Below are 25481 nucleotides of genomic sequence, written 5' to 3'. Positions count from 1 at the left end.
ATGAGCGACAAGCTGCGGATCGTCGTCGGCTCGGACGACGCCGGCTTCGACTACAAGGAAATACTGAAGAAGGACCTGCGGAACAGCGAACTCGTCGCCGAGGTCACCGACGTCGGTGTCGACGCCGACGGCCACACCGCCTACCCGACCATCGCCATCGCCGCCGCCGAGATGGTCGCGCGCGGCGAGGCCGACCGCGCCCTGCTCGTCTGCGGCACCGGGCTCGGCGTGGCGATCGCCGCCAACAAGGTCAAGGGGATCCGGGCCGTCACCGCCCACGACTCCTTCTCCGTCGAGCGCGCCGTCCTCTCCAACAACGCGCAGGTCCTCACCTTCGGCCAGCGCGTCGTCGGCGTCGAACTCGCCCGCCGGCTGGCCGCCGAGTGGCTGACGTACCGCTTCGACGAGTCGTCCGCCTCCGCCGCCAAGGTCCAGCTCATGAACGACTACGAGACCGACGAGGAAGCCGCCGCCTGATGTCCGCTCCCACCCTGCTCGGGGTGAGCCTCAAGATGTACTTCGGTCATCACGAGACCCTCAACTGGGCCCGCCGCATCGGCGACATCGCCTCCCGGCACCCGGCCGTCACCAGCGGCCTCACCGAGGTGTTCGTGCTGCCCGCCTTCCCCGCGATCGTCCCGCTCGGCACCGTCCTGGACGGCACCGGCGTCGCCGTCGGCGCCCAGGACCTCGCCACCGACGACCGGGGGCCGTTCACCGGCGAGGTCTCGGGCCCGTACCTCAAGGAGATCGGCTGCTCCTACGCCGAGGTCGGCCACGCCGAACGCCGCCGCCTCTTCGGCGAGGGCGACACCGTCGTCGCCGCCAAGACCGCCGCCGCCCTGCGCAACGGCCTCACCCCCGTGCTCTGCGTCGGTGAACTCGACCGCGCGGACCCCGCCGAGGCCGCGACGCGCACCGTCGCCGAGCTGGCGCGCATCCTCGACACCGCCGCGCACGACGCCGGGGAACACGGCCCGGTCGTCGTGGCGTACGAACCGCAGTGGGCGATCGGCGCACCCCGCCCCGCCTCGCCGGACCACATCACCCACGTCTGCGCCGCCCTGACCGCCTGGCTCGGGGAGCGCCCCGCGTACGCCGGAAGCCGGGTCATCTACGGCGGCAGCGCGGGCCCCGGGCTCCTCGGAACCCTCGGCGAGGGCGTCGACGGACTCTTCCTCGGGCGCTTCGCCCACGACCCGCAAGCCGTCGAACAGATCCTCGACGAGCTGAGCGACCGGACCGTGAAGGCGGACGCGTGATGGCCTACGGACTGAGCACCTACGCCTACTTCTGGCGGATCTCCTCCCGCGCCCCGGTCCCCCTGACCGTCGAGGAGATGCTCCACGACACCCGGGACCTGGGCGGCGACGTCTTCCAGATCTGCGACTACCCGCTGATCGAGACCTTCGACGACGCCCGCCTCGCCGGCCTCCGCGCCACCGCCGAGGACCTGGGCATCACCCTGGAACTCGGCACCCGCGGCATCGGCCGGGACCACCTCGCCCGCTACCTCGACCTGGCGGGCAAGCTCGGCGTCACCCTCGTCCGCTCGATGATGAACAGCGCCGACCACCGCCCCGGCACCGCCGAGGCCACGGAACTGCTGCGGGGTGCCGTCCCCGCGTACGCGGCCCAGGGGGTCACCCTCGGCCTGGAGACCTACGAACAGGTCTCCACCGACGACCTCCTCACCGTCGTCCGCGCCGTCGACGACCCGCACCTGGGCGTCGTGCTCGATCCGGGCAACTGCGTCGCCCGTCTGGAGCGCCCCCGGGATGTCGTCGAGGCCACCGCCCCGTACGTCGTCAACATTCATGTCAAGGACTTCGCCTTCAGCCGCAGGGACGGCTGGGTCGGCTTCACCTACGCCGGTGCTCCGCTGGGCGAGGGCCTGCTCGACCACGCCCACCTGGTCGAGACGGTACGGCCGCACGAGCGGTCGATCAACCAGATCGTGGAGCACTGGCTCCCGTGGCAGGACGACGGGTTCGAGGCCACGGCCCGGACCGAGGACCAGTGGACCCGGCACTGCATCACCACCCTTCAGAGGAGTAAGTAATGGCCACCGAGAACAAGACCGTCGCCGTCATCGGCGCCGCTGGCAAGATGGGCCAGCGCGTCTCCAACAACCTTGTCAAGAGCGACTTCCGGACGCTGTTCTCCGAGAACTCGCCCCAGGGCCAGGAGCTGGTCCGCGGACTCGGACGCGAGCTGACCGACTCCGACGAGGCCGCCAAGCAGGCCGACGTCCTGATCCTCGCCGTGCCGGACGTCGTCCTCGGCGTCGTCTCCGAGCAGCTCGTCCCGCTGATGAAGCCCGGCGCCGTCCTGCTCACCCTCGACCCGGCGGCGGCCTACGCGGGCCTGCTGACCCGCCGCGACGACGTGCACAACGCCGTCGCCCACCCCTGCCACCCGTCCGTCTTCCTTGAGCGCACCACCAAGGAGGAGTACGCGGACACCTTCGGCGGCATCGCCGCCCCGCAGGAGGTCGTCGCCGCCTTCGAAGGCCCCGACCCGGCCGTGCGGGAACTGGCCGAGGCCGTGATCCGTACGATGTACGCGCCCGTCGTGGACGTGCACTGGGTGACGGTCAAGCAGCTCGCCGTCCTGGAGCCGACCCTGGTCGAGACCATCGCCTGCATGGTCGGCGCCCTGCTCACGGAGGCCCTGCACGAGACGGTCCACACCGTCGGCGTGCCGGAGCCGGCGGCCCGCGCGATGCTGCTGGGCCACACGCAGGTCGCGCTCGCCAACACCCTCAAGGGCGACAACCCGTTCTCCGACGCCTGCCTGATCGCCATGGACTACGGCCGTGAGTCGATCGTCAAGGACGACTGGAAGAAGGTCTTCGAGGACGACGAGCTCGACAAGGTCATCACGCGCATGCTCCGCATCAAGGAGATCAAGCGCTGACCTCCGGCGCCGCGCGGACGTAGAACGGTGACCGGCCTCCTGGAGGGAGGCCGGTCACCGTCGTTCCGAGGGCCCTACGCCTCCTCGGCCGCCCAGTCGACGGTGAAGACCGTCGGAGCGGCGAGGAGCCGGTACTCGGGCAGCACCCCGGGACCGCACGAGGCGCTGCCGACGCCCTGCCGCGCCGCGTCCAGCGTGAGATGGACGAGATCGCCCCGTACCAGCTCCGTCGGGTGGGCCGCGGCGTCCAGCTCCTCGCTCGTCCAGGGGCGGGCGGCGAAGGAGAAGGGCGTGGGGCCGCTCAGCCGCAGCCCCGTCCCGCCGCCGGCCGGCCCGAGCCGCACCCAGCGGACATCGGTGCGGCTGCCGTTCTCCTGAGGGAAGAGGTACGGCGTCTGCAGGCCGTCCACGTCCGAGGCGAACCGCCCGACGCGGGCCGCGGCCCTGGTGTCCGGGTACGCCTCGTGCGGACCGGCGCCGAACCAGCTCACCGCGGACAGCGCGGCCGGCACGGCGGCGCGCAGCCCCAGACGCGGCAGCGTCACGTCCCAGACGCCGGCCGGCCGGACCTCCACCGTCAGCCGCAGCCGACCGGCGCCGCCCGCCCCGCCGTCCCCGCCGGACGGCGCGGCGCTCCAGCGGTAGACGGCCGACAGCGCGGCGTCGCTGCCCGCCGCGGCCACCCGGGTGGTCACGGTCAGCCCCGTGTCCCCGGGTTCGACGGACAGCACCTTGTGCTCCAGCCGGTCGAGCCCCGCCGCCCGCCACTTCTCGGCGTCCGAGCCGCGCCGGCCGCGCAGGTCGTTGTCGGTGGGCGCGCGCCACACGTCGAGCCGCGGCCCCTCCACCGGGAGCGCGCCGAGCCGCACCAGACGTCCGGTGCGCGCGTCGAAGACACCGTCCCCGAGGGTGATCCGCGCACCGTCGGCCCGGAGGGCCGGCGCGCCCGCCCCGGACCGTATCGCCGAAGGCGCCGGCGCCCCGGTGGTCAACGCCGCCTGGAACCAGGCCACTTCGTGACCGGCCGGGGCCCACGGCTCGTCCTTGGCGAGCCGCGCGCTGACGGTGAGCCACCGCTCGGCGCCTACCGCCCCGGCGTCCGCCGCCCCGCTCAGCTCGGGTGGCCAGCTCACCACGGCCGAGTCGCCCGCGGCGACGACGGGCACGGCCAGTTCGCCCTGCCCGGCCGGGACACCCTCGTCCTCCACCCGCCAGTGGAAGCGCAGCTGCCCGGTGCCGGCGAAGTCCAGGCCGTTGCGCACCGACACCGTGCGCGCGGCGGCGTCCACCCGGATCGCCACCGGCTCGACGACCTTCTTGTACTCGATCAGCCCGGGGGAGGGGGTGCGGTCCGGGAAGACCAGCCCGTCGGCCACGAAGTTGCCGTCGTGGACGACCTCGCCGAAGTCCCCGCCGTACGCGAAGAACTCCTCGCCCTCCGGGGTGCGGCGGCGGACGCCGTGGTCGATCCACTCCCAGATGAAGCCGCCCTGAAGGCGCGGGTGCTGCTCGAAGAGGCGCTGGTACTCGCTCAGGCCGCCCGGCCCGTTGCCCATCGCGTGGCCGTACTCGCAGAGGATGAAGGGGAGTGAGCGGCGGTGCTCGTCCAGCTCCGGGTCGGTCGTCGGATCCTCCGTACCGTGGCCGATCCGGTCGGTCTCGGCGTGGTCCGCGTACATCCGGCTGTAGACGTCGACGTAGCCGCTGTCCCAGTCGCCCTCGTAGTGGACCGGGCGGCCGGGGTCGCGCTGGTGCGACCAGTCGGCCATGGCCCGCAGATTGTCCCCGGTGCCCGACTCGTTGCCCAGCGACCACATGATGACGCCGGCGTGGTTCTTGTCGCGCTCGACCATGCGTCGCATCCGGTCGAGCAGCGCCTCGCGCCAGGCCGGGTCGGCGCTCGGGTTGCCGCGCCAGTCGTTGAGGTGGAAGCCGTGGGTCTCCAGGTCGCACTCGTCGACGACCCAGAGCCCCAGCTCGTCGCAGAGGTCGAGGAAGCGGCCGTCCGGCGGGTAGTGGCTGGTGCGCACCGCGTTGATGTTGTGGCGTTTCATCAGCTCGATGTCCTGGCGCATCGTCTCGACGGTCAGGGTACGGCCGGTGTCCGGGTCCCACTCGTGGCGGTTGACCCCACGCAGCAGCAGCGGCGTGCCGTTGACCCGCAGCAGGCCCCCGGAGACCGTCACCGTACGGAAACCGATCCGCAGCCGGACGCGTTCGCCCGCCGTGGTCAGCTCCGCGTCGTACAGCCGGGGCGTCTCCGCCGTCCACGGGCCGACCGGCGCCGTGGCCCGCTCGCCGACCGCGACGTCGAGTCCGAGCTCGGGCACGGTGACCCGGCCGGTGGCGTCGGCGTCCACCCGCAGGGTGCCCTCGCCGGTGAGGTGGTCGTAGTCGGCGTGGACGAAGAAGTCCCCCACACCGTCCTGCGGCCGGTGCAGCAGCGCCACCGAACGGAAGATCCCGGACATCCACCACATGTCCTGGTCCTCCAGGTAGCTGCCCGCGGACCACTGGTGGACACGTACGGCGAGCACGTTGCGCCCGGGGCGCAGCACGTCGGTCGCGTCGAACTCCGTGGGCAGCCGGCTGCCCTTGCCGTCGCCGAGCCGGACACCGTTCAGAAACACCGCGAAGGCCGAGTCGACCCCTTCGAAGCGCAGCACACCGCGGCCCGTGCCCGGCCACTCCGGCGGCAGTGTGAACTCCCGCCGGTACTCGCCGGTGGGGTTGGCGTCGGGCACGCGCGGCGGGTCGACGGGGAACGGGTAGACGACATTGGTGTACGCGGGGGTGCCGTGGCGCGGAGCGTCGGCGACGTCCCGCATCTGCCAGCTGGACGGGACGGGAAGGCGCTCCCAGCCGGTGTCGTCGTGGTCCGGCGCTTCGAAGTCCGGCGTCAGGTCGTGCAGGGAGTCCGCGAGACGGAAGCGCCAGGCGCCGTCCAGGTCCAGGGCCACGGCATCCGACCGGTACCGGGCCCGGGGGGCGAGCCGCCCCTGACCCGGATCGCGGCTTTCGACATACTTGAGGGAGGCGGGGTCGAGACGGTCGCTGAGCACGGAGAGATATCCCTTCGAGGGCGGTGCAGGGAGTCCGGCAGAAGGCGTTTTCTGTGCAGAGTAGGTGACTGATCCACGCCTCGTCGCCCCCTTCGGGCAGGGAAAATGCGTCAGGGGGGCCGAGTTGGCGTGTCCGGATCATGGACTGGGAAAGCAAACGGTTTCCATCTGGCGGGACATCCCGCTTTCCCGGCGCGGTACCTGTTAGGTACCGTAGAACCATGCCGTCACTCAACATCAGCTTCACCGACGACGAGCTCGAAGCCGTCCGCGCCGCGGCCGCCGCCGAGGGCAAGTCGCTCAAGCAGTACGTCCACGACCTGCCCCTGCGCGAGCAGCAGCGGTTGCAGTTCGTCCGCTACGCCGTCGCCTGGGGCGAGCAGCACAGGGGCGAGTTCGACGAGGCGTTCGCGGGCGAGGTGCCACCGGCTCCGCACGGCAGGCAGCAGGTGGAAGCCGCCTGATGCCCGTCCTGTACATCGATGTGGCCTGGCTTCTGGACGTACAGGAGCAGGCCGTCCCGGAGGACGTGTCCGTGGCCGACTACTCCGCGCTCGTCGCGGCCGTCGCGCGGCACAAGACCCGTATCCCGCGCCCGGCCACGAGTGAACCCGACGTGTCCTGGCGCGCCGCGGCCCTCATCCACACCCTGGTGCGGCTGGAGCCGCTGCCGTACCGCAACAGCCTGTACGCCTGCCAGGTGGCCGCCGCGTACATGCACGCCTCGGGCGAGGGCATCGATCCGCCGTACGGGGCGCTCGTCGACCTGGTGCGGGCCATCCAGTCGGGCAAGGCCAACGTCTACCAGGCCGCGGACCGGATACGGGGCTGGCGCATCTGAACCGCGCGGCGGGCGGACCCGGTCCGGTCCACCTGCCGCGCACGTGGGCAGGCCCGTCCGCCCTGCCCCCCGTGCGGGGCGGCCGGAAGCGCTGCCGGGAACGAGTACACCGCGATCACCCGCCTGTGCGAAAGCGAGTTTCGGTGGTCACGGTGCCCAAATCCGGGGCCGGAGTGCGCACGACGCACAGCCCGGCGCGGATCCGGCGCTCCGGGGCAGGCCGGCGGGTGGCGTCCTGGTCACGGCGCACGGTCCGGACCGTGGAGCGCCGGACCCCGCCGCGTGAATCACGGGCTCTCCCCCGAGAAGTGGAAGGCGTGCACGAGCTCGTGGACGCCTGAGCCGGTGGACAGCAGATCCCGCCCCAGCAACCGCTCCGCGGTGCGCAGCCGGGCCGCGACGGTCGTACGGCTGCTGCCGAGCCGCCGGGCGGTCCGCTGCGCGTCGGCGTTCGACTCGATCCAGACACGGAGTGTCTCGCGGACGCGCCGATGGCGGTCGTCCCGCAGCGGACCGAGGAACTCCGCGGCCCACGCGGCAGCCCTCCCGCCGCCGGCCGGTGGCTCCGCGCCGCCCGGCGGCGCTGGCGCGCCGACGGGTCCGCCGTCCTGGTGCAGCGCGGTGACCGCCAGGGCCAGGGCGAGCGCGGCACGCGCGCGGATGTCCCGGAGGTCGAGGCCGAGCGCGGCCTCGGAGCGTGCGAGGTGGGCGGTGACGGTGTTGCGGCTGATGCCCAGCAGGGAGGCCACCCCCGACCGGGGGAAGAACAGGGCGAGCCGGGTGGTCTCGGCGGTCAGCTCCGGCAGGGACTCCAGCGGCCGCAGCAGGGTGGACGCCCAGGCGAGTGCTTCCTCGCGTGGCAGCAGCCGCTCCAGCGGTTCCCGGCCCCGGTAACCGGCCACCCTGCCGGGGGTGTTGCCGGCCACCGCCAGGGCGTGCCGGGCCTCTTCGTACGCCTGGGCCGTCGCGCGCAGCGGGTGCGGGGCGCTGATGCCCAGGGCGTACTCCTCGGTGTCGGCGACCAGTTCGCGCAGCACGCCGCCCAGCTTCGGCGGAGCGTCCTCGTCCTCGGCGACGACGCAGATCAGATGGTCGTCGTAGACCGGGCAGCGCACCATCATGGCCCGGCCGTGATAGCCGGAGGGGTCCTGGTGGGCCTGGGCGAGCCGGTCGCGGTCGGCGGGCGCGCAGCGCAGCAGATGGACGCGGATCCGGTCGGCGCCCAGCAGTTCGGGGACCGCGCCGGTGGTCATGCGCCGGGCCAGGAGGATGTCGCCCGCCATGAGCGCCATGAAGAGGGCCACCCGCATCTGGTGGGCCTTCTCCTGGTAGCCGCGTAACACCGTGTCGGCCGCCCGGGCCCGGTGCAGCAGGGCGATGATGTGGCCGGTGTGCGAGGCGGCGGCGGCCTCCTTGCCGGTCAGCCGGTCCGCCCCGGCCAGCACGAGCACCCGGCGCGGGTCGTCGGAGCCGACCCCCTCCAGCCGTACGTGTACCGCTCCGACCTCGGTGGCCGCGGCGGCCATCCGGCCGGTGGCCAGCCGGGTGAGCACCGGTTCGAGCGCGGGCAGGATCTCCCGGGGGAAACCTGAGGTCGAAAGCTCCACCGTGTGCGCGCGGCCGACGAGGGCGACCTCCGTGCCGAGCTGCCGGTGGAGCCAGTCGACGACTCCCTGGACACCCACGTCCGGCCGCCAGGCCTGCTGACCGACCAGGTAGAGCAGTTCGTCGAGCCGGCCGGCGGGCGGGGGTGTCCCGTGCCGCGCCGCCATCAGGGCCGGCCGCCCGGGACCCGGCTCCGTATGAGCCCCGTCCGTATGAGCCGCGTCCGTACGGGACGGGTCCGTACGGGACGGTTTCCGGCGGGCGTGCTCCGTACGGACCCGGCCGGCGCGAGCCCGACGGGAGGACCTGGAGGTGCGGACCTGTCCGTCACCTCGGGCCGGCCATGCATGCGATCTCCTGCCACGACCCCCGACGGCCCCCGAAAGAGGGACAGTCTACGGCGTGGTCACCCGGTCTTCTTCACGAACTCCGTCGTGTACGTCTTCTCCAGGTCGACCTTCGCGTTCTTCAGGTTGGGGTTGAACGCCTTCAGGACCCGCTCCACGGTCTCGGGCCCGTCGGCCGGCATCACACCGTCGGTCGTGAACATCGGCAGGGTGCTCCTGATGGACTGCGCGTACAGCTCCTTGCCGCCCTGCGCGTAGTCCGCGGGCATCTTCGCCGCGATCTCCTCGGGGGAGTGCGACGCCATCCAACGGAGCGTCTTCACGAAGGCGTTGGCCAGCTTCTGCACGGTCTCCCGGTGCCCGTTCACCCAGTCGGTGTTCATGTAGAGGCTGGAGGAGGGGTACGGTCCGCCGAGCGCCTGCTTCGAACCCTCAGGTGTGCGCATGTCGATCAGGACCTTGCCGAGCTTCTTGTCCAGGATCTGCGCGACCGTCGGGTCGGTCGTCATACCGCCCTCGATGGAGCCCTGTTGCAGCGCGGAGATGAAGGTCTGTCCCGCTCCGACCGCCACGGTCGAGAACTCGTCCGTCGACACCCCGTCGTTGACCGCGAGGTACTTCGTGAGGAAGTCGGTGGACGAGCCGAGCCCGGTGACCCCGAGCTTCTTGCCCTTGAAGTCCTTGGGGGAAGTCAGCCCGGCCGCGGCCTTGTTGGAGACGACCTCGACCTCACCGGGGGCGTGCGAGAACTGCACCACCGACTCCACCTGCTTGCCCTTGACCTGGAGATCGAGCGTGTGGTCGTAGAAACCCACCACTCCCTGGACGTCGCCCGAGACGAGCGACGTCGTGGCCTGCACCCCGGCCGGCTCGGTGAGGAGCTGTACCTCGACGCCCTCCTCGGAGAAGTAGCCCAGCTTCTGGGTGAGCATCGCCGGCAGATAGATGACCTTGTCCAGGCCGCCCACCATGATCTTCACCTTGCCGCCGGAGTCTCCGGCGGAGGAGTCGCCGCCGCAGGCGGTCAGGGTGGACAGGGCGAGCAGCGCGGAGACCGCCGCCGCCGACATTCTGAGATGCGTACGCATGGTCACGTCCTTGTGAGGAGAAGTGGGAAGAAGGCCGGGCGGTGGTCAGCGCTCGGTGCCCGGCTCGGCGGGCTTCCAGCGGAAGAGGCGTTTCTCCAGGAAGGTCAGCAGCGCCTCGGCGAGCAGCGCGACGACCGCGAGGATCACCATCGCCGCGTACACGCCTGCCGCGTTGAAGGTGCCCTGCGAGGCCGAGACGAGCAGCCCGATGCCCTTGGTCGCCCCGATGTACTCACCGACGATCGCGCCGATCAGCGCGAAACCGAAGCTGACATGCAGGCTGGTGAAGATCCACGAGGTGGCGGAGGGGATCACGACCTGAAGGGTGACCTGACGGTTGCTCGCGCCGAGGATCCGCGCGTTGGCCACCAGATTGCGGTCCACCTCCCGCGCTCCCTGGAACGCGTTGAAGAAGACGGGGAAGAAGACCAGCACGACCGCCGAGGCGACCTTCGAGGCCGGGCCGAGCCCGAACCAGATGAGGAAGATCGGTGCCAGCACGATCCGTGGCAGCGCGTTGAGCACCTTGATGTACGGGCCGAGCACATCGGCGAGGAAGCGGACCCGGCCGAGCGCGATCCCCAGCACCACACCGCCGGTCACCCCGATGACCCAGCCGAGCAGCGCCTCGTACAGCGTGTACCAGATCTGTTCCCACAGGGAGCCCTGCGGTGTGCCGTGCACCGCCCACTGTGTGATCTGGTCCCAGATCTTCGACGGCATCGAGAAGTTGAAGGGATCGATGACGGCCGCCCTGGCCAGCCACTCCCACATCCCGATCAGGGCGATGAGCAGCAGGACCCGGGCCCCGTACACCAGGATCCGGCGGCTGCGCGCGGCACGCGCCCGGGCCCGGGTACGGTCGCCGCCCCCGCCCTGGTCCGTACCGGTGGCGGGCCGCACGGGGACCGCGGCGGCGGTCACGGTCTCAGGCGGCATCGGCCGCACCCCTCTCGCGGGTGATCCTGACCTCTTCGCCGAGCGACGACCAGATCTCCCGGTAGATCTCGACGAACCGGGGTTCGAGCCGTACGGACTCCACCTTGCGGGGACGCGGCAGGTCGATGGTGAAGACCTCCTTGACGGTCGCAGGACCGGCCGTCATGACCACGACCTTGTCGGCGAGGGCGATGGACTCCTCCAGGTCGTGCGTGACGAAGACGACGGAGGCGCCCGTCCCGGCCCACAGCTCCAGCAGCTCGTCGGACATCAGCGCGCGGGTCTGCACGTCGAGCGCCGAGAACGGCTCGTCCATGAGGAGGAGTTCGGGATCGTTGACGAAGGTCGCCGCGAGTGCCACGCGCTTGCGCTGGCCGCCCGAGAGCTGGTGCGGATAGCGGTCCTCGAAGGACGAGAGCCCGACCCGGGCGAGCCATTCGCGGGCCCGTTCCCTGGCCTCCGCCTTGGGCGTCCCCCGGAAGCGGGGGCCCGCCATCACATTGGACAGGACGGTGCGCCAGGGGAACACCGCGTCCTGCTGGAAGACGAATCCGATCTTGTCGCCGATGCCGTCGACCGGTTCACCGGCCACCAGCACCTCGCCCTCGGTGGGCTCCTCCAGACCGCTGACCAGGGTCAGCGTGGTCGATTTCCCGCATCCGGTGGGGCCGACCACGGCGACGAACTCGCCGCGGCCGACCGTCAGATCCAGATCCCTGACGGCGGTGTGAAGCGTTCCCGACGGGGTCCGGAACGCCTTGCTCGCTCCCCGCAGCTCGATGGCCGGGCTCGTGTGACTGCTCATGGCCGGGAGGCTAGGAGTGACCCGGACCACAGCGGCAGTCTTGTGGGCGCAACCCGTCGTTGTGCGCGCAAACGGCGTTCTGCTCATTCTGCTCAGGCCGTGACGACAAAAGAGGCGCACAGGGCTGGGCAGCGGCTCCCCGTCGGCTTACGTTGCGTTCACCACGGTGTCGCGCGGAGATGTGCGTCCCCGTGGAGGAACGGATCGACGGGCAGGCCGGCAGGCGGACCGACGGACAGGGAACCGGCCGGCGGGCCCGACACGGAGGAGGACATATGCGTGTGCGCTGGCCCCGCCGCGTCTTCGCCCAGGTACTGGTGGCGCAACTGGCGCTCACCACCGGGGTGATGGTTCTCGCCACCTGCCTCTTCCTGGCCCCTCTCGGCTCCGAACTGGACGACGAGGCGATGCACCGCGCCCTCGCCATCGCCCAGACCACCGCCGCCGATCCCGACATCGCCCGGGAAGTGCTCACCACCGCGCCGAGCGACCGGGGCCCGGTGCAGGCCGAGGCCGAGCAGATCCGGCTGGCCACCGACGCGCTCTACGTCGTGGTGATGGACACGCGCGGTGTGCGCTGGTCCCACACCAACACCGCCGAGATCGGCCGGCACGTCTCCACCGACCCCAGCGTGGCGCTCTCCGGCCGTGAGATCCGGCAGATCGACGACGGCACCCTGGGCCGGTCCGCCCGCGCCAAGGTTCCGCTCCTCGGCCCCGGCGGACGGATCGTCGGCGCCGTCTCCGTCGGCATCGCGTACGCCAGTGTGCGCGAACGGCTGCTCGACGCCGTACCGGCCCTGCTGCTCTGCGCGGGCGCGGCGCTCGCCGTCGGGGCGCTCGCCGCGTACGGGGTCTCCCGCAGGCTGCGCCGCCGAACCCATGGGGTCGCCTTCGCCGACATCTCCGCCCTCCTCGACGAGCGCGAGGCGATGCTGCACGGCGTACGGGAGGGGGTCGTCGCCTGTGACCGGTACGGCAGGATCCGCCTGGCCAACGACGAGGCGGGCCGGCTGCTGGGGCTCGGCGCGGACGCCACCGGACGGCCCCTGGACGAGGTCCTGCCGCCCGGCCGGACCACGGACGTCCTGGCGGGACGCGTGACGGGTACCGATCTGCTGACCGTGAGCGGCAGCCGGGTCCTGGTCGCCAACCGGATGCCGACCCGGGACGGTGGCGCCGTGGTCACCCTGCGCGACCGCACCGAGCTGGAACAGCTCGGCCGTGAACTCGACAGCACCCAAGGCCTGCTGGACGCGCTACGGGCGCAGGACCACGAACACGCCAACCGGCTGCACACCGTGCTCGGACTCCTCGAACTGGGCCGGCACGAGATGGCCGCCGCCTTCGTCGCCGAGATCGCCGACACCCACCGCTCCTCCGCGGAACAGATCGCGGAACGCGTGTACGACCCCCTGCTGTCGGCGCTGCTCGTCGGCAAGGCGGCCGTCGCCGCCGAGCGCGGTGTGTCCCTGCGGGTCTCCGCCGCCACCCTGCTGCACGACCGGGTGGTCGACCCGCGCGACCTGGTGACCGTCCTGGGCAACCTCATCGACAACGCGCTCGACGCCGTCGCCGGGCACCGTGACGCCGCACCACCCGGTGACGGGCCCGGGGGCGGCCCGGGTGAGGGAACCCGCGCCACAGGGGCCGGTGGGAGCCGCGCCGAACTCTTCGTGGAGGTCGAGCTGCGGGCCGAACACACCACCGCCGTCCTCCGCGTCGCCGACACCGGACCCGGCGTACCGCCCGCCCTGCGCGACCGGATCTTCGCCGAGGGCTGGTCCACCAAGCACCCGGCCCGCCCGCCGCTCCCGGCCGGTCCGGACCACCCGTCGCCGGGGGAGGCGGGCCCGGTCGCCTTCCACCGGGGCAGAGGGCTCGGCCTGGCCCTGGTGCGCCGGCTCGCCCAGCGGTACGGCGGGATGGCCCGGGTCACCGCGCGGGCGGGCGGGGGCGCGGTCTTCACCGTCGTCCTGCCGGAGGCGCTCGCTCCGGCCGCCGCGGCCGGGGACGACGCGGCGGGGGACGACATCGCCGGGGACGCGTTCCCCGAGCGTCAGCTCATGGCCGCAGGGGAGCCCCAGTGATCGATGTCCTCGTCGTGGACGACGACTTCCGCGTCGCCGAGATCAACGCCGCGTACGTGGCCCAGGTTCCCGGTTTCCGGGTCAGGGCCCGCGCCCATACCGCCGCCCAGGCGCTGGCCACCCTGGAACGCGACCATGTCGATCTGGTACTGCTCGACCACTATCTGCCGGACGAGACGGGCCTGACCCTGGTGCGCCGGATGCGGCAGCTCGGCCACACCGCCGATGTGATCATGGTGACGGCGGCCCGCGACGTGGCCACCGTGCGGGCCGCGATGCGCTACGGCGCGCTCCAGTACGTCGTCAAGCCGTTCAGCTTCTCCGGACTCAGCGCCAAGCTCGACGGGTACGCGGCCCTGCGCCGTACCCTCGACGGCGTCGGCGGCCGGGGCGAGGCGGGCCAGGAGCAGGTGGACCGTATCTTCGGTGCCTTCAAGACGGCGGACGCCCCGCGCTCCGAACTGCCCAAGGGGCACTCGGCGGCGACGGTCGGCCTGATCCGCCGGGTCCTGGGCGGGGCCGGCCGGCCGCTCTCCGCGCACGAGGTGGCCGAGCGCACCGGGGTCAGCCGCTCCACGGCGCAGCGCTATCTGAAGTATCTGGAGAGCACCGGCCACATCAGTCTCACCCTGAAGTACGGCGACACCGGACGCCCGGAGCACCGTTACGCCTGGGCGCCGGTGCCCTGACAGCCCCCGGCGGCCCGCGTCCGTCCCCCGGCCCTGGGCGGCCGGAGGGCGAACGAGGCCCGCGCCGGGCTCAGTTGACGTACACGCTCGGACTGCCGGACTGGCTCGTGTCCTTGACCGGGCCGTACTTGGCGGAGAAGTAGCTGGCGGCCGGGCAGGTGATGGGCCCCGACGACCGGCTGAACAACTGGTTCGCGAACGTGATGGAGTTGTCGGTGTTGGACGTCGTGCCGTTCAGCCCCGTCGAGGTGTAGACGCAGGTAGTGGTGCCGAGGATGGTGCTGAGCTTGACCGTCGTCTGCACCACGCCGGCGCTCCCGGCGGCCACCGTGAGCGCGCCGCCGGAGGCGACGGAGGTGGTGAACGGCAGGTGCTCGACCGTGATGCTCTGCACCCCGGTCGTGCCGAGGATGTTGCTGGTGCACCCGCCGAAGGTGTGCGCGGTGAGTGACTCGGTGGCGGTGCCGGGGGCGGCCGGATTCCCGGTGACCGCCACGGTGAACTGCGAGGCGGTGCAGGTGATCCCGGTCGTGCCGCCGGAGGTGGTACGGATCGCCACGGTCGTCCCGGAGCTGAGCGAGGACGTGAGCACATCGCCCACGGCGACGGCGGAACCGGCCGCGCTGCCGTAGGTGAGCACATTGCCCGCCTCGGCCGTGGTCCCGGCGGCGGAGGCCGGGCCCATGGCGAGGAGGGCGGCCACGGTGGTGAGGCCGGCGACGGAGAGAAGAGTGCGTTGTGCGCGCATGCGAAGTCCCTTTCGCGAGTGGCGAGTTGAGAAAAGTGGCGCGAAGGCGTGCCCGGACGGGGCGGCGGGGTGCGGTTTTTGCCGTACGCCCCGCCGCGGCTCGGCCACGGGGCGCACACACGGGACGGATCCGGCCGTGCGGGGCCGGGTGCGCGCCGCGCGGCGGTGACGGAGCGGAAGGAGGGTGCTCCAGGACGGAGAGGGCGGAGCGAGGAGGGCGGAACGGGCCCAGCGCCATGGACCTGTTCCCGTGCCGGGGACGAGCGCGGCACAGAAGGAAACCCAAGAGCGTTGTAGACCTGTCCGGTGGACCGAGTCAAGGCCCCGAGAGGGAAGTCGCCGAGTAAAGTTACCCACGGTACTCTGACGTCAGCGCGGTTTTCGGGTGCGTCGGCCGACGTCCCGCCAGGGTGCCGGCGGGGGCGCGCGAGCGCGCCGCGCTCCCCTGCACACACGAACAACACCCAATTTTCACAAGGCTGTTGACCCCGACGATACCTGGGAGTAACTTCACCTCGACTCCCATGGCCGCGCCGTCGCCACCTCCGGGAAACCCTGTCGGCGCCGGGAGCCGTCCGCGCCAGGACCCCGCCGCGCAAGCTCGTTCCGGTCACCACACCTTCAGGAGCAGCTCATGGCCACGTCCGAAGTCACCGGCGGTGAAACGCCCGAGAGAGCCGAACGGCGGGGAAGGGTACGGCTGCGCCGGGCCGCCGTCATGGGCGTGCCGGCGTTCGCGGTGGCCGCCGCGCTCGTCGTCCTCACCGCCCAGGGCGCCATCGCCGCGCAGTTCGCCATTTCCGGCATGCCCTTCGTGGTCACCGCCGACCGTCTGGACGCCGAGGGCTTCGAGCAGTTCGGTGCGCTGGACAGCATGGCGGAGGGCAGTCCCAACGCCGGCGACACCGGCGGACAGGTGCTGGTCGTGGTCTCCGCCATCAAGAAGGCCAAGCTGACCAAGTTGTGCCAGAGCGTCGAACTCGGCGGTACGTACCTGCACATCACCGCGGGCGACAAGGGCACCCCGGTGTCCGCCACGGCCCTGACCACCGACTCGACCGAACTCAGCGGAAAGCAGGCGGACTTCGACAACATCGAGATCGGCGGGGACGCCAGCACCTTCACCAAGGCGGGCGTCAAGGGGCCGCTCGGCGTCTTCGGCCAGCAGGCCGACAACGTCGTCATCACCAACCTGCGGCAGACCAACTACGCCACCACGGCCGCCCGGTTCACCCTGCCCAACCTGCATCTCGACTTCAGCTCGAAGGGCTGCTGAACGTGGTTCCGCCCGAAGCGGGCCCCCCGGCCGGGACCACCGTCCCGGCCGGGGGGCGCAGCCGTCGGCGGTCCTTCGCCACCTGGCGCAGACGCCGCCCCTTCTGGGGCGGACTCCTGCTGCTGCTCGGCGGGGGTGAGATCCTGCTGACGGAACAGGCGTCCATCTCCGTCGTCCTCCAGGCGGGCGCGGGCGGCGTCGCCGCGTACGTCCTCCCGCTGATCATGGCGGTGTGCGGGCTGCTGCTGATCCTCAACCCCGCCCAGCGGCTCTTCTACTCCGTCATCGGGGTGCTGACCTCGCTCGGCTCCTGGGTCACCTCGAACCTCGGCGGGTTCTTCGTCGGTCTGCTCCTCGGTGTCATCGGCAGCTCCATGGCCTTCGGCTGGCTGCCCGACCAGGAGCCGCGCCGCCGGCGCCGCCTCCGCCGGCGCGCCGCCGCTGCTCCCGCCGCCGCGGCGGGCCGGCCCGCGTCCTGACCGGCGGGCGGAGCACCGTACCCCGGGAGCCCCCTCCACGTCTCCGGCACCCTGTCACCACCCGCGCACGCGTGGCCCCGAGCGGGCCCGGCCCCTTCCGGCCGGGCCCGCTCTTCCGTGCGCGGCGCTCACGGGCAGGGGGCGGGGGGAAGGGTGCCGGTGACGACGTGGAGGTGCGGAGTGTCGAAGCGCTTCGATCGTACTATGGACAGTTCATTGGCGTGCCAACTACTCTCGAAGGCGGTGTTGTTGAAGCGCTTCACCCCCACAACGGCCCGTCTTGGAGAGCTGAATGGTCACCCTCGCCGATGTAGCTCAGCACGCCGGAGTCTCCGCCAGCACGGTGAGCTATGTCCTCAGCGGCAAGCGGTCCATATCCGTCACCACACGGGAGCGTGTCGAGCGCAGCATCGAACAACTCGGCTACCACCCCAACGCGGGGGCCCGCGCCCTGGCCAGCAGCCGGTCCAACATCATCGCTCTGATGATGCCGCTGCGCACCGACATGTATGTGCCGGTGATGATGGAGATCGCCCTCGCCGTCGCCACCACGGCGCGCACGTTCGGGTACGACGTGCTCCTGTTCACCGGCGAGGAGGGTCCGGCCGCGGTGCGCCGCGTCGAGGGCAGCGCCCTCGCCGACGCGATGATCCTGATGGACGTGGAGCTGCACGACGCCCGGCTGCCGCCGCTGCGCGAGGCGCACCGCCCCGCCGTGCTGATCGGGCTGCCCACCGACACCGCGGGACTGAGCTGCGTCGACCTGGACTTCGCCGCCGCGGGCGCCCTCTGTGCGGAGCACCTCGCCGGGCTCGGTCACCGGGAGATAGCGGTCATCGGCGAGGCCCCGGGCTTCTACGAACGGCTCACCGGCTTCGCCGAACGCACCCTGAGCGGAGTGGCGGAGCGCGGCAGGGAGCTGGGCCTGCGGGTGCTGCACCGCCCCTGCGAGGGCAGTTACGCGGCGGTCTCCGCCACCGTCGGCCGGATCTTCGACGAACGCCCCGGCACGACCGCCTTCATCGTCCAGAACGAGGCCGCCACCGATCCGCTGCTCGCCCTGCTGCGCCAGCAGCGCCGCGCGGTGCCCGAGGACGTCTCGGTGGTCGCCATCTGCCCCGACCAGGTCGCCGTGCACGCCTCGGTCCCGCTGACCTCCGTCGCCGTTCCGGCGCAGGAGATGGGGCGCCGCGCGGTCGAACAGGTCGTCGCGAAGCTCGCCGGGCGTGGCACGGACGAGGTCGTGCTGATCAGGCCGGAGCTGACCGTACGGGAGAGCGCGGGTCCCCGGGTGGCGCCCGGGAACCCACGCTGACGGATGACGCGGTGTCAGCTCCCGCTGACCGAGAAGCTGTTCGTGGTGAAGTCCAGACCACCGGAGGACGAGGTGATCTCGTACCCGAACTGGACGTCACCGACGGTCACATTGCCCCACCATCCCTTGGTGTCCTTGATCCACTTGAGGATCGGCAGGACGTCGACCGTCCCGGAGGTGGAGTTCGAGGTGCGCAGGAACGAGAACACCTCGTTGGCGCCGTTGGACCCCTTGTAGACCGTCCAGGAGTGGCCGCCGAGCGTGAGCGTGCCCTGCGAGGTGCCGAGCGGGCCCACCGCGCCGCGGTAGTTCATCCAGAGCATGATCTCGTACTTGTAGCTGCTGTCCCAGATGTCGTACGAGGTGTTGTAGGCACCCGACGACGGCACGGTGACGTTGTAGCTGCTGCGCAGGGAGGAGAGCGAGTTGAGCGGCTTCCCGATCACCTTCTTGGCGTTGGGGTACGACTTGATGCCGCCGGTGTTGGGGTGGTTGGCCCACACGCCCCAGTTGGACGAGGAGTTGGCCCAGATGGTCTGGGGGCCGGTGCCCGAACCCCAGATGTTGTTGTAGAGCGTGTAGCCGTCGGACGTCGTGTAGTTGCCCCACTGGTCCGACGAGGACCAGATCGCCGCCTGCGCGGGTGCGGCGGCGAAGCCGACGAGCGCGGCGAACGCGACCACCGGGGCGAGCAGCAGTCGTTTCCAGATACGCGGTGCCATGGTGTCCCTTCCATGGGTGGGGGAAGTACCGCGGCCCCGGGGCGGAGCCGCGGCCTCGCCGGCCGGTGAGGCCCGTGGAGCACGGAGGACCGTGGGGGTGCCGGCGAAGGTCCGGGTGCGGTGCGGTGCGTGGCCGGTGCGGTTCTGGTGCGGTACGAGCGGGCCCTACGGCCGGAGCGGGCGCAGGGCGGCGACGCCGAAGCGTTCCAGCTCGACCGCCCCGTCCACGGGCCGGTCGCCGAGCACCTCGTGATGGCGGCCGTCGACCGGGACGGTGACGCTCTTCCCGCCGTGGTTGAGCAGAAAGAGCAGTTCGCCGCGGCGCACCGCCTCCACGTCCTCGGGCAGCCCCGCCAGCGTGGGGGAGAGCCCGGCGCCCTCCGCCACCCGCGCCAGCAGCGCGCGCAGGGCCGCCGGCTCGGGGAGCGTCGAGACGTACCAGGCCCTGCCCCGGCGGACGACGGCCGGCAGCCCGGCCAGCTCCCCGCCGCGGTACGAGGCGACGGCCTCGCCCGTCGACAGCTCCAGCTCCTCCGACCAGAGGCCCGCGCGGAACCCGTCGCACTCCACGCTCTCGTCCGCGTCGAGCGGCCACCACTCGTGGAGCGTGCCGATGCCCAGCAGTTCGCGCAGCCGGGCGTCCATGCCGCCGGGCCGCACCCGGTCGTCCTCGTCGGCGATCCCGGTGAGGAAGCCGCACACCAGGGTGCCACCGCCCGCGACATAGCCGGTCAGGTTGTCGATCGCGGTGTCGTCGAGCAGATAGAGGTGCGGGACGACGACCAGCCGGTACGCGCTCAGATCGTGGTCGGGGCGGGCGAAGTCGGTGGGCAGGTTCGACTCCCACAGGGCATGGTGCCAGGCCCGTACGATCCGCGGGTGGTCGACGTGGGTGGAGAGCCGTCCGTCCTGCTGGTCCGCCCACCAGGAGTCCCAGTCGTGCAGGACGGCGATCCCGGCCGCCGGCCGGGTGCCCGCCACCTCCGGTCCGAGCAGCGCGAGATCCGCGCCGATCCGCTTGATCTCACGGAAGGTGCGCCCGCTCTCGCCCGCGTGGCCGAGCATGCCCGAGTGGAACTTCTCGGCGCCCTGCCGTGACTGGCGCCACTGGAAGTAGCAGATCGCGTCGGCCCCCCGGGCCACGGACTGGAGCGACCAGAGCCGGTTCAGCCCGTACGGCTTGGGATGGTTGACACCACGCCAGTTGACGGAGCCCGCCGCCTGCTCCATCAGCGCCCACGGGCCCCGCGCCTGGGAGCGCGTCATGTCGCCGATCATCGCGTTCAGCTGACCGCCCTCGGGGTCCTTGGGGTCCGGATAGATGTCGACCGAGACGACATCCTCGTGCTCCGCCCACTTCCAGGCGTCCTGGCCGATCCAGAACGGCATGAAGTTGGTGGTGACCGGGACGGCCGGGGTGTGGCGCCGGACGATGTCACGCTCGGCGACGTAACACTCCAGCAGCGCGTCGGAGGTGAAGCGCCGGAAGTCCAGGGCCTGCCCGGGGTTCTTCATGTACTGGGCGCGCCGGGGCGGGATGATCTCCTCCCAGGAGTCGTACCCCTGACTCCAGAAGGCCGTTCCCCAGGCTTCGTTGAGGGCGTCGAGGCCGCCGTACCTGGTCCGCAGCCAGGACCGGAAGTGCTGGGCCGTCCCGTCGCACCAGCAGTGTGTGCAGTACTCGTTGTTGATGTGCCACATGCGCAGCGCCGGGTGGCCCCCGTACCGCTCAGCCAGATCCTCGGTGAGGGCGGCGGCGTACGCGCGGTAGACGGAGGAGCTGGCGCAGAACTGCTGGCGCGAGCCCCACCACACGGTCCTGCCGTCCTCGTCGCGCGGCAGTGTCTCCGGGTGGCGGGCGCCCATCCACGGCGGTGGCGAGGCGGTCGGGGTCGCCAGGACCACGCCGATGCCGTTGCCGTCCATGAGATCCATCAGCCGGTCCAGCCAGCCGAAGTTCCTCGCCCCCGGGCGCGGTTCGAGTTTCGCCCAGGAGAAGACGCCCAGGGTGACGGAGTTGACCCCGGCCTCCTTCATCAGCCGGGCGTCCTCGAACCAGGTCTCCTCGGGCCACTGTTCGGGGTTGTAGTCACCGCCGAACAGCACCCGGCCACGCGTGGAGTCGTTCAGGGAAGGCATCAGGCGGGGTCTCCGTACTGGATGCCACGGCCGTTGGTGCCGAGATAGACACGGCCGTGGACACGGGGGTCGCCGGTGATCGTCTCGCCGGTCCACCCCCACTGGTGTGCGTCGTCGTTGATCCGGATCCAGGTGGCGCCGGTGTCGTCGGAGCGGTACACACCGACGAAGTTCTCCGTCGCGCCGGTCTGGAAGACGGCGGGGTACGAGGCGCCGGCGGCCGCCCTGCCGAACCCGAGGGCGTACGAGCCCCAGCAGCTCGTCAGCTTGGTGAAGGCCGTACCGCCGTCGGTGGACCGGTACAGGCCGTTCCACTTGGCGGAGAGCCAGAGGTCGCCGGTCCTGCCCGGCGCCGCCGCGATCCGGAACTGGACGTCCCCCGAGGGCAGCCCCGACGCGCCCTTCACGAAGGTCACGCCGCCGTCCGTGGACCGGTACACCGCGCCGCCGTCGGTGTCGTACACGTAGAACCGCCGGGGGTCCACCGGGTCCGCGACCGGCACCGCGCCCTTGGGGAACGTGGTCACCTCGCTCCAGGCCGCGCCGTTGTTCGTGGAGCGGAAACCGGGGTGCTTCGTACCGTCCCAGTGGACGAACGACCACAGCAGGGTGGCGCCGTCGGCGCTCACCGCGATCGGCCCCGGCGCGGTCGACGCGATCGCGGGCTGCGCAGCGAACGGCGTCCAGCTCCGCCCGCCGTCGTTCGAGCAGGCCCCGTTGCCCGCGTCGCCCCAGCCGGCCCGTACCACGTACGTGGGCTTCAGTGGGGCGAGCGCCAGCCCGGTGGCCGAGCCGAAGACCGGGTTCGCGGCCATGCCCCGGGACGGGGAGGCGGTCAGCGAGTCGTGGTACATCACCCCGATGTCCCCGAGGCCGCTCAGCAGCGGGGCCGTCCCGGTGGGCGGCGAGATGAGCTGCCGCACCGCCGACTCCTCCAGACCGCGGATCTGCGGCGCCCAGCGCACCAGGTCGCGGGTCCCGTACAACGTCGCCCCCGTCCCGAACACCAGATGCCTGGAGTCGTACGGGTCGAGTGCGACGGCCTGGATCCACCAGCCGAACTTCGGTGCGGAACCACCCCAGTTGAGGTACGGGGTCTCCCGTACGTCCAGGACCGCCGCCTCCTTGAGCGAGGTCCAGTTCCGTCCTCCGTCGGTGGAGCGGAACAGGGTGTCCACCGGTCCCCAGCGGTTGTTGGTGGAGACGACGACCGTACCGGCGACCCGGGCGTCCACGGTCACACCGCCGTAGCCGAAGGCATCACTCGCGGTGGGCCTGACCGGGGTCACGTCCGTCCAGGCGCCGGTGGCGGTGTCGAACCGGCGGACCGAGCCGTCGGTCTGGTTGTTGGGTCCCGGGGTGTTGGCGTACGTGACGAACAGGGCGCGGGTGCCTGTGTCGTACGCCGCCCGGACCGGCACCTGCGCCGACGGGCCGGACGGCTGGCCCGGTACGGCCTCCCAGGTCACCCCGTCGCTCGTACGGTAGAGGGCGCTGCCGCCGTCGCCCCACCCCGCGTACACCACCCGCCCGGCGGCCACCAGCAGGGTGATGCCCTGACCGGCGGCGTTCGGGGCGGGCGGGAAGGCGGCGGCGGACCAGGTCGCGCCCCGGTCGGTCGATCTGAGAAGTCCGTTGTGGCGGGTTCCGAGGTAGAGGGTGTCGCTGTTCAGCGGCGAGACGAGCAGTCGCTCACCGGTGCCGCGCCCGTCCTCGTTGGCGCCGAGCTTCACGGAGAGATCGCTGCGGCTCCATGTCGCCCCCCGGTCCGTGGAGCGCAGCACGGCGCCGTTGCCCGCCCAGGACTGCGCGTAGGCGCCGAGCGCGAGATAGACCCGGTCGGGCTGGGCCGGATCGACGGCGACCGCCTCGACACCGAGCAGGTTGTAGTCGTCCCACCCGAGATGGTCGGTGAGCGCGGTCCAGGCAGCGGTCGCGTCGTCCCAGCGGTAGGCCCCGCCGATGTCGGTACGGGCGTACGCGAGCCCCTTGACCGCCGGGTGGAAGAGCACACCGGTGACGAACCCGGTGCCGCCGATGGCCGCGGTGCGCCAGCGGTACGCCTGCGCGGCGGCCACCGGTCCGTCCTCACCCCGCGCGGCGGCCCGTACGGCGCCGGGCCGGGGCGCGGCGGTCGCCGCGGACGCGCCGGTCAGGGCGAGCGCCACGGCGGCGGCGGACGCGGTGGCGAGCACGGTACGTCTGCTGTGTCCCTCGTGCGGCTCGGACATGACGTCACCTTCCGTCGGTGGGGGAGTGGACGAGCGGGGGTGCTGTGCTGTCGGACGAGCGGCGGTGCTGCGCTTGTTGTGCGCGGGCACGGGGCGGCCGGGCCGCGGTCAGCCCTTGACGGCGCCCGTGAGCATGCCCTTCCTGAAGTGCTTCTGGACGAACGGCGAGGCGACCGCGACGGGGAGCAGCGCCAGCACCATGACCGCCATCTGCACCGAGAGCGGCGAGAGCTGCCCTGTCTTGATCTGCTGGCCGAGTCCCGTCGGCGGCTCCTGCTTCTGGACGAGCTGGATCATCACGTTCTGCAGCGGCATCATGTCCTGATCGGTCAGGTAGATCGACGCGTTGAACCAGGCGCTCCAGTAACCGACCGCGTAGAACAGCGCGATGACCGCGATGACGGCACGCGAGAGCGGCATGACGATCTGCCAGAGGATCCGCAGATCGCCCGCGCCGTCGATGCGCGCGCTGTCCATCAGCTCCGGGGAGATGTTCATGAAGAACGAGCGCAGCACCAGGATGTTGAACACGCTCACCGCGCTCGGCAGGATCAGCGCCAGATAGGTGTCGGTCAGCCCCAGCGACTGCACCAGCAGATACGTGGGGATCAGACCGGCACCGAAGAACAGGGTGGCGAGCAGGGTCATCAGGATCCAGCGGTGCCCGAGCGAGTTCGTACGGACGAGCCCGTACGCGCACAGGACGGACACCGTCATGCTGAACAGCGTGCCCACCAGGGTCACGCCGAGGCTGACCAGGGCGGCGCGCTGCACCTGGCCGCCGCCGAGCAGTTCCTGGTAGGCGACGAAGGTGAGGTCCTTGGGGATCACCACCAGTCCGCCGGTCTCGGTGATGGTGTCCCGGGAGGACAGGCTGGTGACGATCACGATCCACAGCGGGAAGAGGATCGCGAAGCAGGCGGCGGTGAGCGCGATCCCCTTGCCCGCGAGGCCCGCCCTGGTCGGCTCCTCCTCCCACACGGGGCGCGGCGGCGCGGCCCAGCGGCCCGGCGGGCGCGGCGCCCCGCCGCCCGCACCGGAGGGGCCGGGGCCGCCGTCGGCGGTGCGCGCGGCGGGGCCGCCACCGGTGTCGGTGTCGGTGGGACTCACTTCTTGTACACCCCCTGCTCACCCATGAGATGGGCGACCTTGTTGGCCGTGAGGACCAGCCCGAGCCCGATGACGCCCTTGATCAGGCCGGCCGCCGCCGCGTAGCCGAAGTCCTGGTTCCTGATGCCCGACCACCACACGAAGGTGTCCAGCACCTCCGCCGCGTCCCGCCCCACGGCGTCCCGCTGGAGCAGGATCTGCTCGAAGCCGACGGTCAGCGCGTCGCCCACCCGCAGCACCAGCAGCAGGGCGATCACCGGGCGCAGCGCGGGCAGGGTGACATGCCACATCCGCCGCCGGCGGCCCGCGCCGTCCATGGCCGCCGCCTCGTACAGCTCGTGGTTGACGGAGGCGAGGGCCGCGAGGAAGACGATGATGCCCCACCCGGCGTCCTTCCAGACGCCCTCGGCCGTCACCAGGAACTTGAAGATGCCCGGGTCGGTCATCAGGTCGAACCCCTCGACGCCGTGCTGCCGCAGGGTCTGCGCGATGATCCCCGCGCCGCCGAAGATCTGCTGGAAGACGGTGACGACCAGCACCCAGGAGAAGAAGTGGGGGAGGTACATGACGGCCTGCGCGACCGCCCGTACCCGGGGCCTGATCACACTGTTGATGAGCAGCGCCAGCACGATGGGGAGGGGGAAGTAGAGCACGAGCTGGAGGAGGAACAGGACGAGGGTGTTCCGCGCAGCCGCCCAGAACGCGGAGTCCGAGAAGATCCGCTGGAACTGATCGAAGCCGACCCAGGGGCTCTGGACCATGGCGACGAAGCCGTTGTCGCTGAGATACGGGTCGTAGTCCTGGAAGGCGACGACATTACCGAGGATCGGTATGTAGTTGAAGACCAGCACCAGCAGCAGCGCCGGCAGGGTCATCAGGATGAGGGTCCGGTCCCGGCGCAACCGGATCCGCCACCCGAGCTTCGGCTCCTTCCCGTTCCCCTTCTCCCGGCCCGGCTTCCTGCCCGACGCCCCGGGCAGGGCCCGCGCCCGCGGGGCGCCCGCCGCTTCTGCCGTCCGGTCCTGATCGCCGTCCTCGGCGGGCGGCGCGTCCGGCGCTGCGCTGTGCGACACGTT

At 71.7% G+C, this 25481-nt stretch carries 22 protein-coding genes; 11 read left to right on the top strand and 11 right to left on the bottom strand.

Annotation, left to right across the window (positions count from 1 at the left end):
* The 4 genes from ACFXPL_RS26410 to ACFXPL_RS26395 are packed head-to-tail and all read left to right on the top strand — an operon-like array spanning position 1 to position 2919.
* Positions 1-477: a ribose-5-phosphate isomerase gene (locus ACFXPL_RS26410; RefSeq protein WP_384924160.1), complete on the top strand. Its 477-nt coding sequence runs from the start codon at positions 1-3 to the stop codon at positions 475-477.
* Entirely contained in the window at positions 477-1262 is a 786-nt protein-coding gene (locus ACFXPL_RS26405) for a triose-phosphate isomerase family protein (protein ID WP_384924158.1), read from the top strand. Before ACFXPL_RS26410 ends, ACFXPL_RS26405 begins: the two co-directional genes overlap by 1 nt.
* Positions 1262-2062: a sugar phosphate isomerase/epimerase family protein gene (locus tag ACFXPL_RS26400; protein WP_384924156.1), complete on the top strand. Its 801-nt coding sequence runs from the start codon at positions 1262-1264 to the stop codon at positions 2060-2062. The genes ACFXPL_RS26405 and ACFXPL_RS26400 overlap by 1 nt, the downstream gene beginning before the upstream one ends.
* Positions 2062-2919 carry a phosphogluconate dehydrogenase C-terminal domain-containing protein gene (locus ACFXPL_RS26395; RefSeq protein ID WP_384924154.1) on the top strand — a complete coding sequence of 286 codons (858 nt, stop codon included), beginning with the start codon at positions 2062-2064 and terminating at the stop codon, positions 2917-2919. Before ACFXPL_RS26400 ends, ACFXPL_RS26395 begins: the two co-directional genes overlap by 1 nt.
* A gap of 74 nt (positions 2920-2993) precedes the next feature.
* Here the strand turns inward: ACFXPL_RS26395 and ACFXPL_RS26390 are convergent, their stop codons facing one another.
* Positions 2994-5981, bottom strand: coding sequence for a glycoside hydrolase family 2 TIM barrel-domain containing protein (locus ACFXPL_RS26390; protein ID WP_384924152.1), 2988 nt, complete (start codon positions 5979-5981; stop codon positions 2994-2996).
* A gap of 221 nt (positions 5982-6202) precedes the next feature.
* On the opposite strand from ACFXPL_RS26390, the gene ACFXPL_RS26385 reads away from it, so the two are divergent.
* Both ACFXPL_RS26385 and ACFXPL_RS26380 read left to right on the top strand, forming a co-directional pair.
* Positions 6203-6445, top strand: coding sequence for a hypothetical protein (locus ACFXPL_RS26385; protein WP_384924150.1), 243 nt, complete (start codon positions 6203-6205; stop codon positions 6443-6445).
* Positions 6445-6822 (top strand): toxin Doc, encoded by a 378-nt coding sequence (locus tag ACFXPL_RS26380; RefSeq protein ID WP_384924148.1) that lies wholly within the window; start codon positions 6445-6447, stop codon positions 6820-6822. The genes ACFXPL_RS26385 and ACFXPL_RS26380 overlap by 1 nt, the downstream gene beginning before the upstream one ends.
* A 287-nt stretch (positions 6823-7109) precedes the next feature.
* On the opposite strand, the gene ACFXPL_RS26375 is transcribed toward ACFXPL_RS26380, so the two are convergent.
* The 4 genes from ACFXPL_RS26375 to ACFXPL_RS26360 all read right to left on the bottom strand — a co-directional run bounded on the left by ACFXPL_RS26375 (position 7110) and on the right by ACFXPL_RS26360 (position 11606).
* Positions 7110-8594, bottom strand: coding sequence for a helix-turn-helix domain-containing protein (locus ACFXPL_RS26375; protein WP_384924146.1), 1485 nt, complete (start codon positions 8592-8594; stop codon positions 7110-7112).
* 239 nt (positions 8595-8833) lie between these two features.
* Positions 8834-9862 carry an ABC transporter substrate-binding protein gene (locus ACFXPL_RS26370; protein WP_384924144.1) on the bottom strand — a complete coding sequence of 343 codons (1029 nt, stop codon included), beginning with the start codon at positions 9860-9862 and terminating at the stop codon, positions 8834-8836.
* A 45-nt stretch (positions 9863-9907) separates the two neighbouring features.
* Complete coding sequence (locus tag ACFXPL_RS26365; protein ID WP_384924142.1) at positions 9908-10801, bottom strand: ABC transporter permease; 894 nt, start codon at positions 10799-10801, stop codon at positions 9908-9910.
* Positions 10791-11606, bottom strand: a complete 816-nt coding sequence (locus ACFXPL_RS26360; protein WP_384924140.1) for an ABC transporter ATP-binding protein — start codon at positions 11604-11606, stop codon at positions 10791-10793. The genes ACFXPL_RS26365 and ACFXPL_RS26360 overlap by 11 nt, the downstream gene beginning before the upstream one ends.
* 275 nt (positions 11607-11881) lie before the next feature.
* Between ACFXPL_RS26360 and ACFXPL_RS26355 the strand changes: the two genes are divergently transcribed.
* Both ACFXPL_RS26355 and ACFXPL_RS26350 read left to right on the top strand, forming a co-directional pair.
* Positions 11882-13696, top strand: coding sequence for an ATP-binding protein (locus ACFXPL_RS26355; protein WP_384924138.1), 1815 nt, complete (start codon positions 11882-11884; stop codon positions 13694-13696).
* The gene (locus ACFXPL_RS26350) at positions 13693-14385 is read left to right on the top strand and encodes a response regulator (protein ID WP_384924136.1); all 693 of its coding nucleotides are present in this window, start codon (positions 13693-13695) and stop codon (positions 14383-14385) included. The genes ACFXPL_RS26355 and ACFXPL_RS26350 overlap by 4 nt, the downstream gene beginning before the upstream one ends.
* 70 nt (positions 14386-14455) lie before the next feature.
* On the opposite strand, the gene ACFXPL_RS26345 is transcribed toward ACFXPL_RS26350, so the two are convergent.
* Complete coding sequence (locus ACFXPL_RS26345; protein WP_384924134.1) at positions 14456-15133, bottom strand: Tat pathway signal sequence domain protein; 678 nt, start codon at positions 15131-15133, stop codon at positions 14456-14458.
* A 634-nt stretch (positions 15134-15767) separates the two neighbouring features.
* Between ACFXPL_RS26345 and ACFXPL_RS26340 the strand changes: the two genes are divergently transcribed.
* The 3 genes from ACFXPL_RS26340 (at position 15768) to ACFXPL_RS26330 (ending at position 18203) form a co-directional block, all read left to right on the top strand.
* Positions 15768-16409 (top strand): DUF6230 family protein, encoded by a 642-nt coding sequence (locus ACFXPL_RS26340; RefSeq protein WP_384924132.1) that lies wholly within the window; start codon positions 15768-15770, stop codon positions 16407-16409.
* 2 nt (positions 16410-16411) lie between these two features.
* The gene (locus ACFXPL_RS26335) at positions 16412-16888 is read left to right on the top strand and encodes a DUF6114 domain-containing protein (protein ID WP_384924130.1); all 477 of its coding nucleotides are present in this window, start codon (positions 16412-16414) and stop codon (positions 16886-16888) included.
* A 292-nt stretch (positions 16889-17180) separates the two neighbouring features.
* Complete coding sequence (locus ACFXPL_RS26330; protein WP_384924128.1) at positions 17181-18203, top strand: LacI family DNA-binding transcriptional regulator; 1023 nt, start codon at positions 17181-17183, stop codon at positions 18201-18203.
* A 14-nt stretch (positions 18204-18217) separates the two neighbouring features.
* Here the strand turns inward: ACFXPL_RS26330 and ACFXPL_RS26325 are convergent, their stop codons facing one another.
* The 5 genes from ACFXPL_RS26325 to ACFXPL_RS26305 form a co-directional block, all read right to left on the bottom strand.
* Positions 18218-18925, bottom strand: a complete 708-nt coding sequence (locus ACFXPL_RS26325) for a hypothetical protein (protein ID WP_384924126.1) — start codon at positions 18923-18925, stop codon at positions 18218-18220.
* A gap of 165 nt (positions 18926-19090) precedes the next feature.
* Positions 19091-21064, bottom strand: a complete 1974-nt coding sequence (locus ACFXPL_RS26320) for a beta-galactosidase (protein ID WP_384924124.1) — start codon at positions 21062-21064, stop codon at positions 19091-19093.
* Complete coding sequence (locus ACFXPL_RS26315) at positions 21064-23295, bottom strand: 1,4-beta-glucanase (RefSeq protein ID WP_384924122.1); 2232 nt, start codon at positions 23293-23295, stop codon at positions 21064-21066. The genes ACFXPL_RS26320 and ACFXPL_RS26315 overlap by 1 nt, the downstream gene beginning before the upstream one ends.
* Before the next feature lie 108 nt (positions 23296-23403).
* Positions 23404-24276 carry a carbohydrate ABC transporter permease gene (locus ACFXPL_RS26310; RefSeq protein WP_384924176.1) on the bottom strand — a complete coding sequence of 291 codons (873 nt, stop codon included), beginning with the start codon at positions 24274-24276 and terminating at the stop codon, positions 23404-23406.
* Between the two features lie 125 nt (positions 24277-24401).
* The gene (locus ACFXPL_RS26305) at positions 24402-25478 is read right to left on the bottom strand and encodes an ABC transporter permease (RefSeq protein WP_384924120.1); all 1077 of its coding nucleotides are present in this window, start codon (positions 25476-25478) and stop codon (positions 24402-24404) included.
* Positions 25479-25481 lie beyond the last annotated feature (3 nt).

The organism is Streptomyces sp. NPDC059092, from assembly GCF_042756365.1.
Taxonomy (GTDB): Bacteria; Actinomycetota; Actinomycetes; order Streptomycetales; family Streptomycetaceae; genus Streptomyces.
Note: the sequence above shows the minus strand (reverse complement) of the source record. Positions and strands in the feature narration are given on the sequence as shown.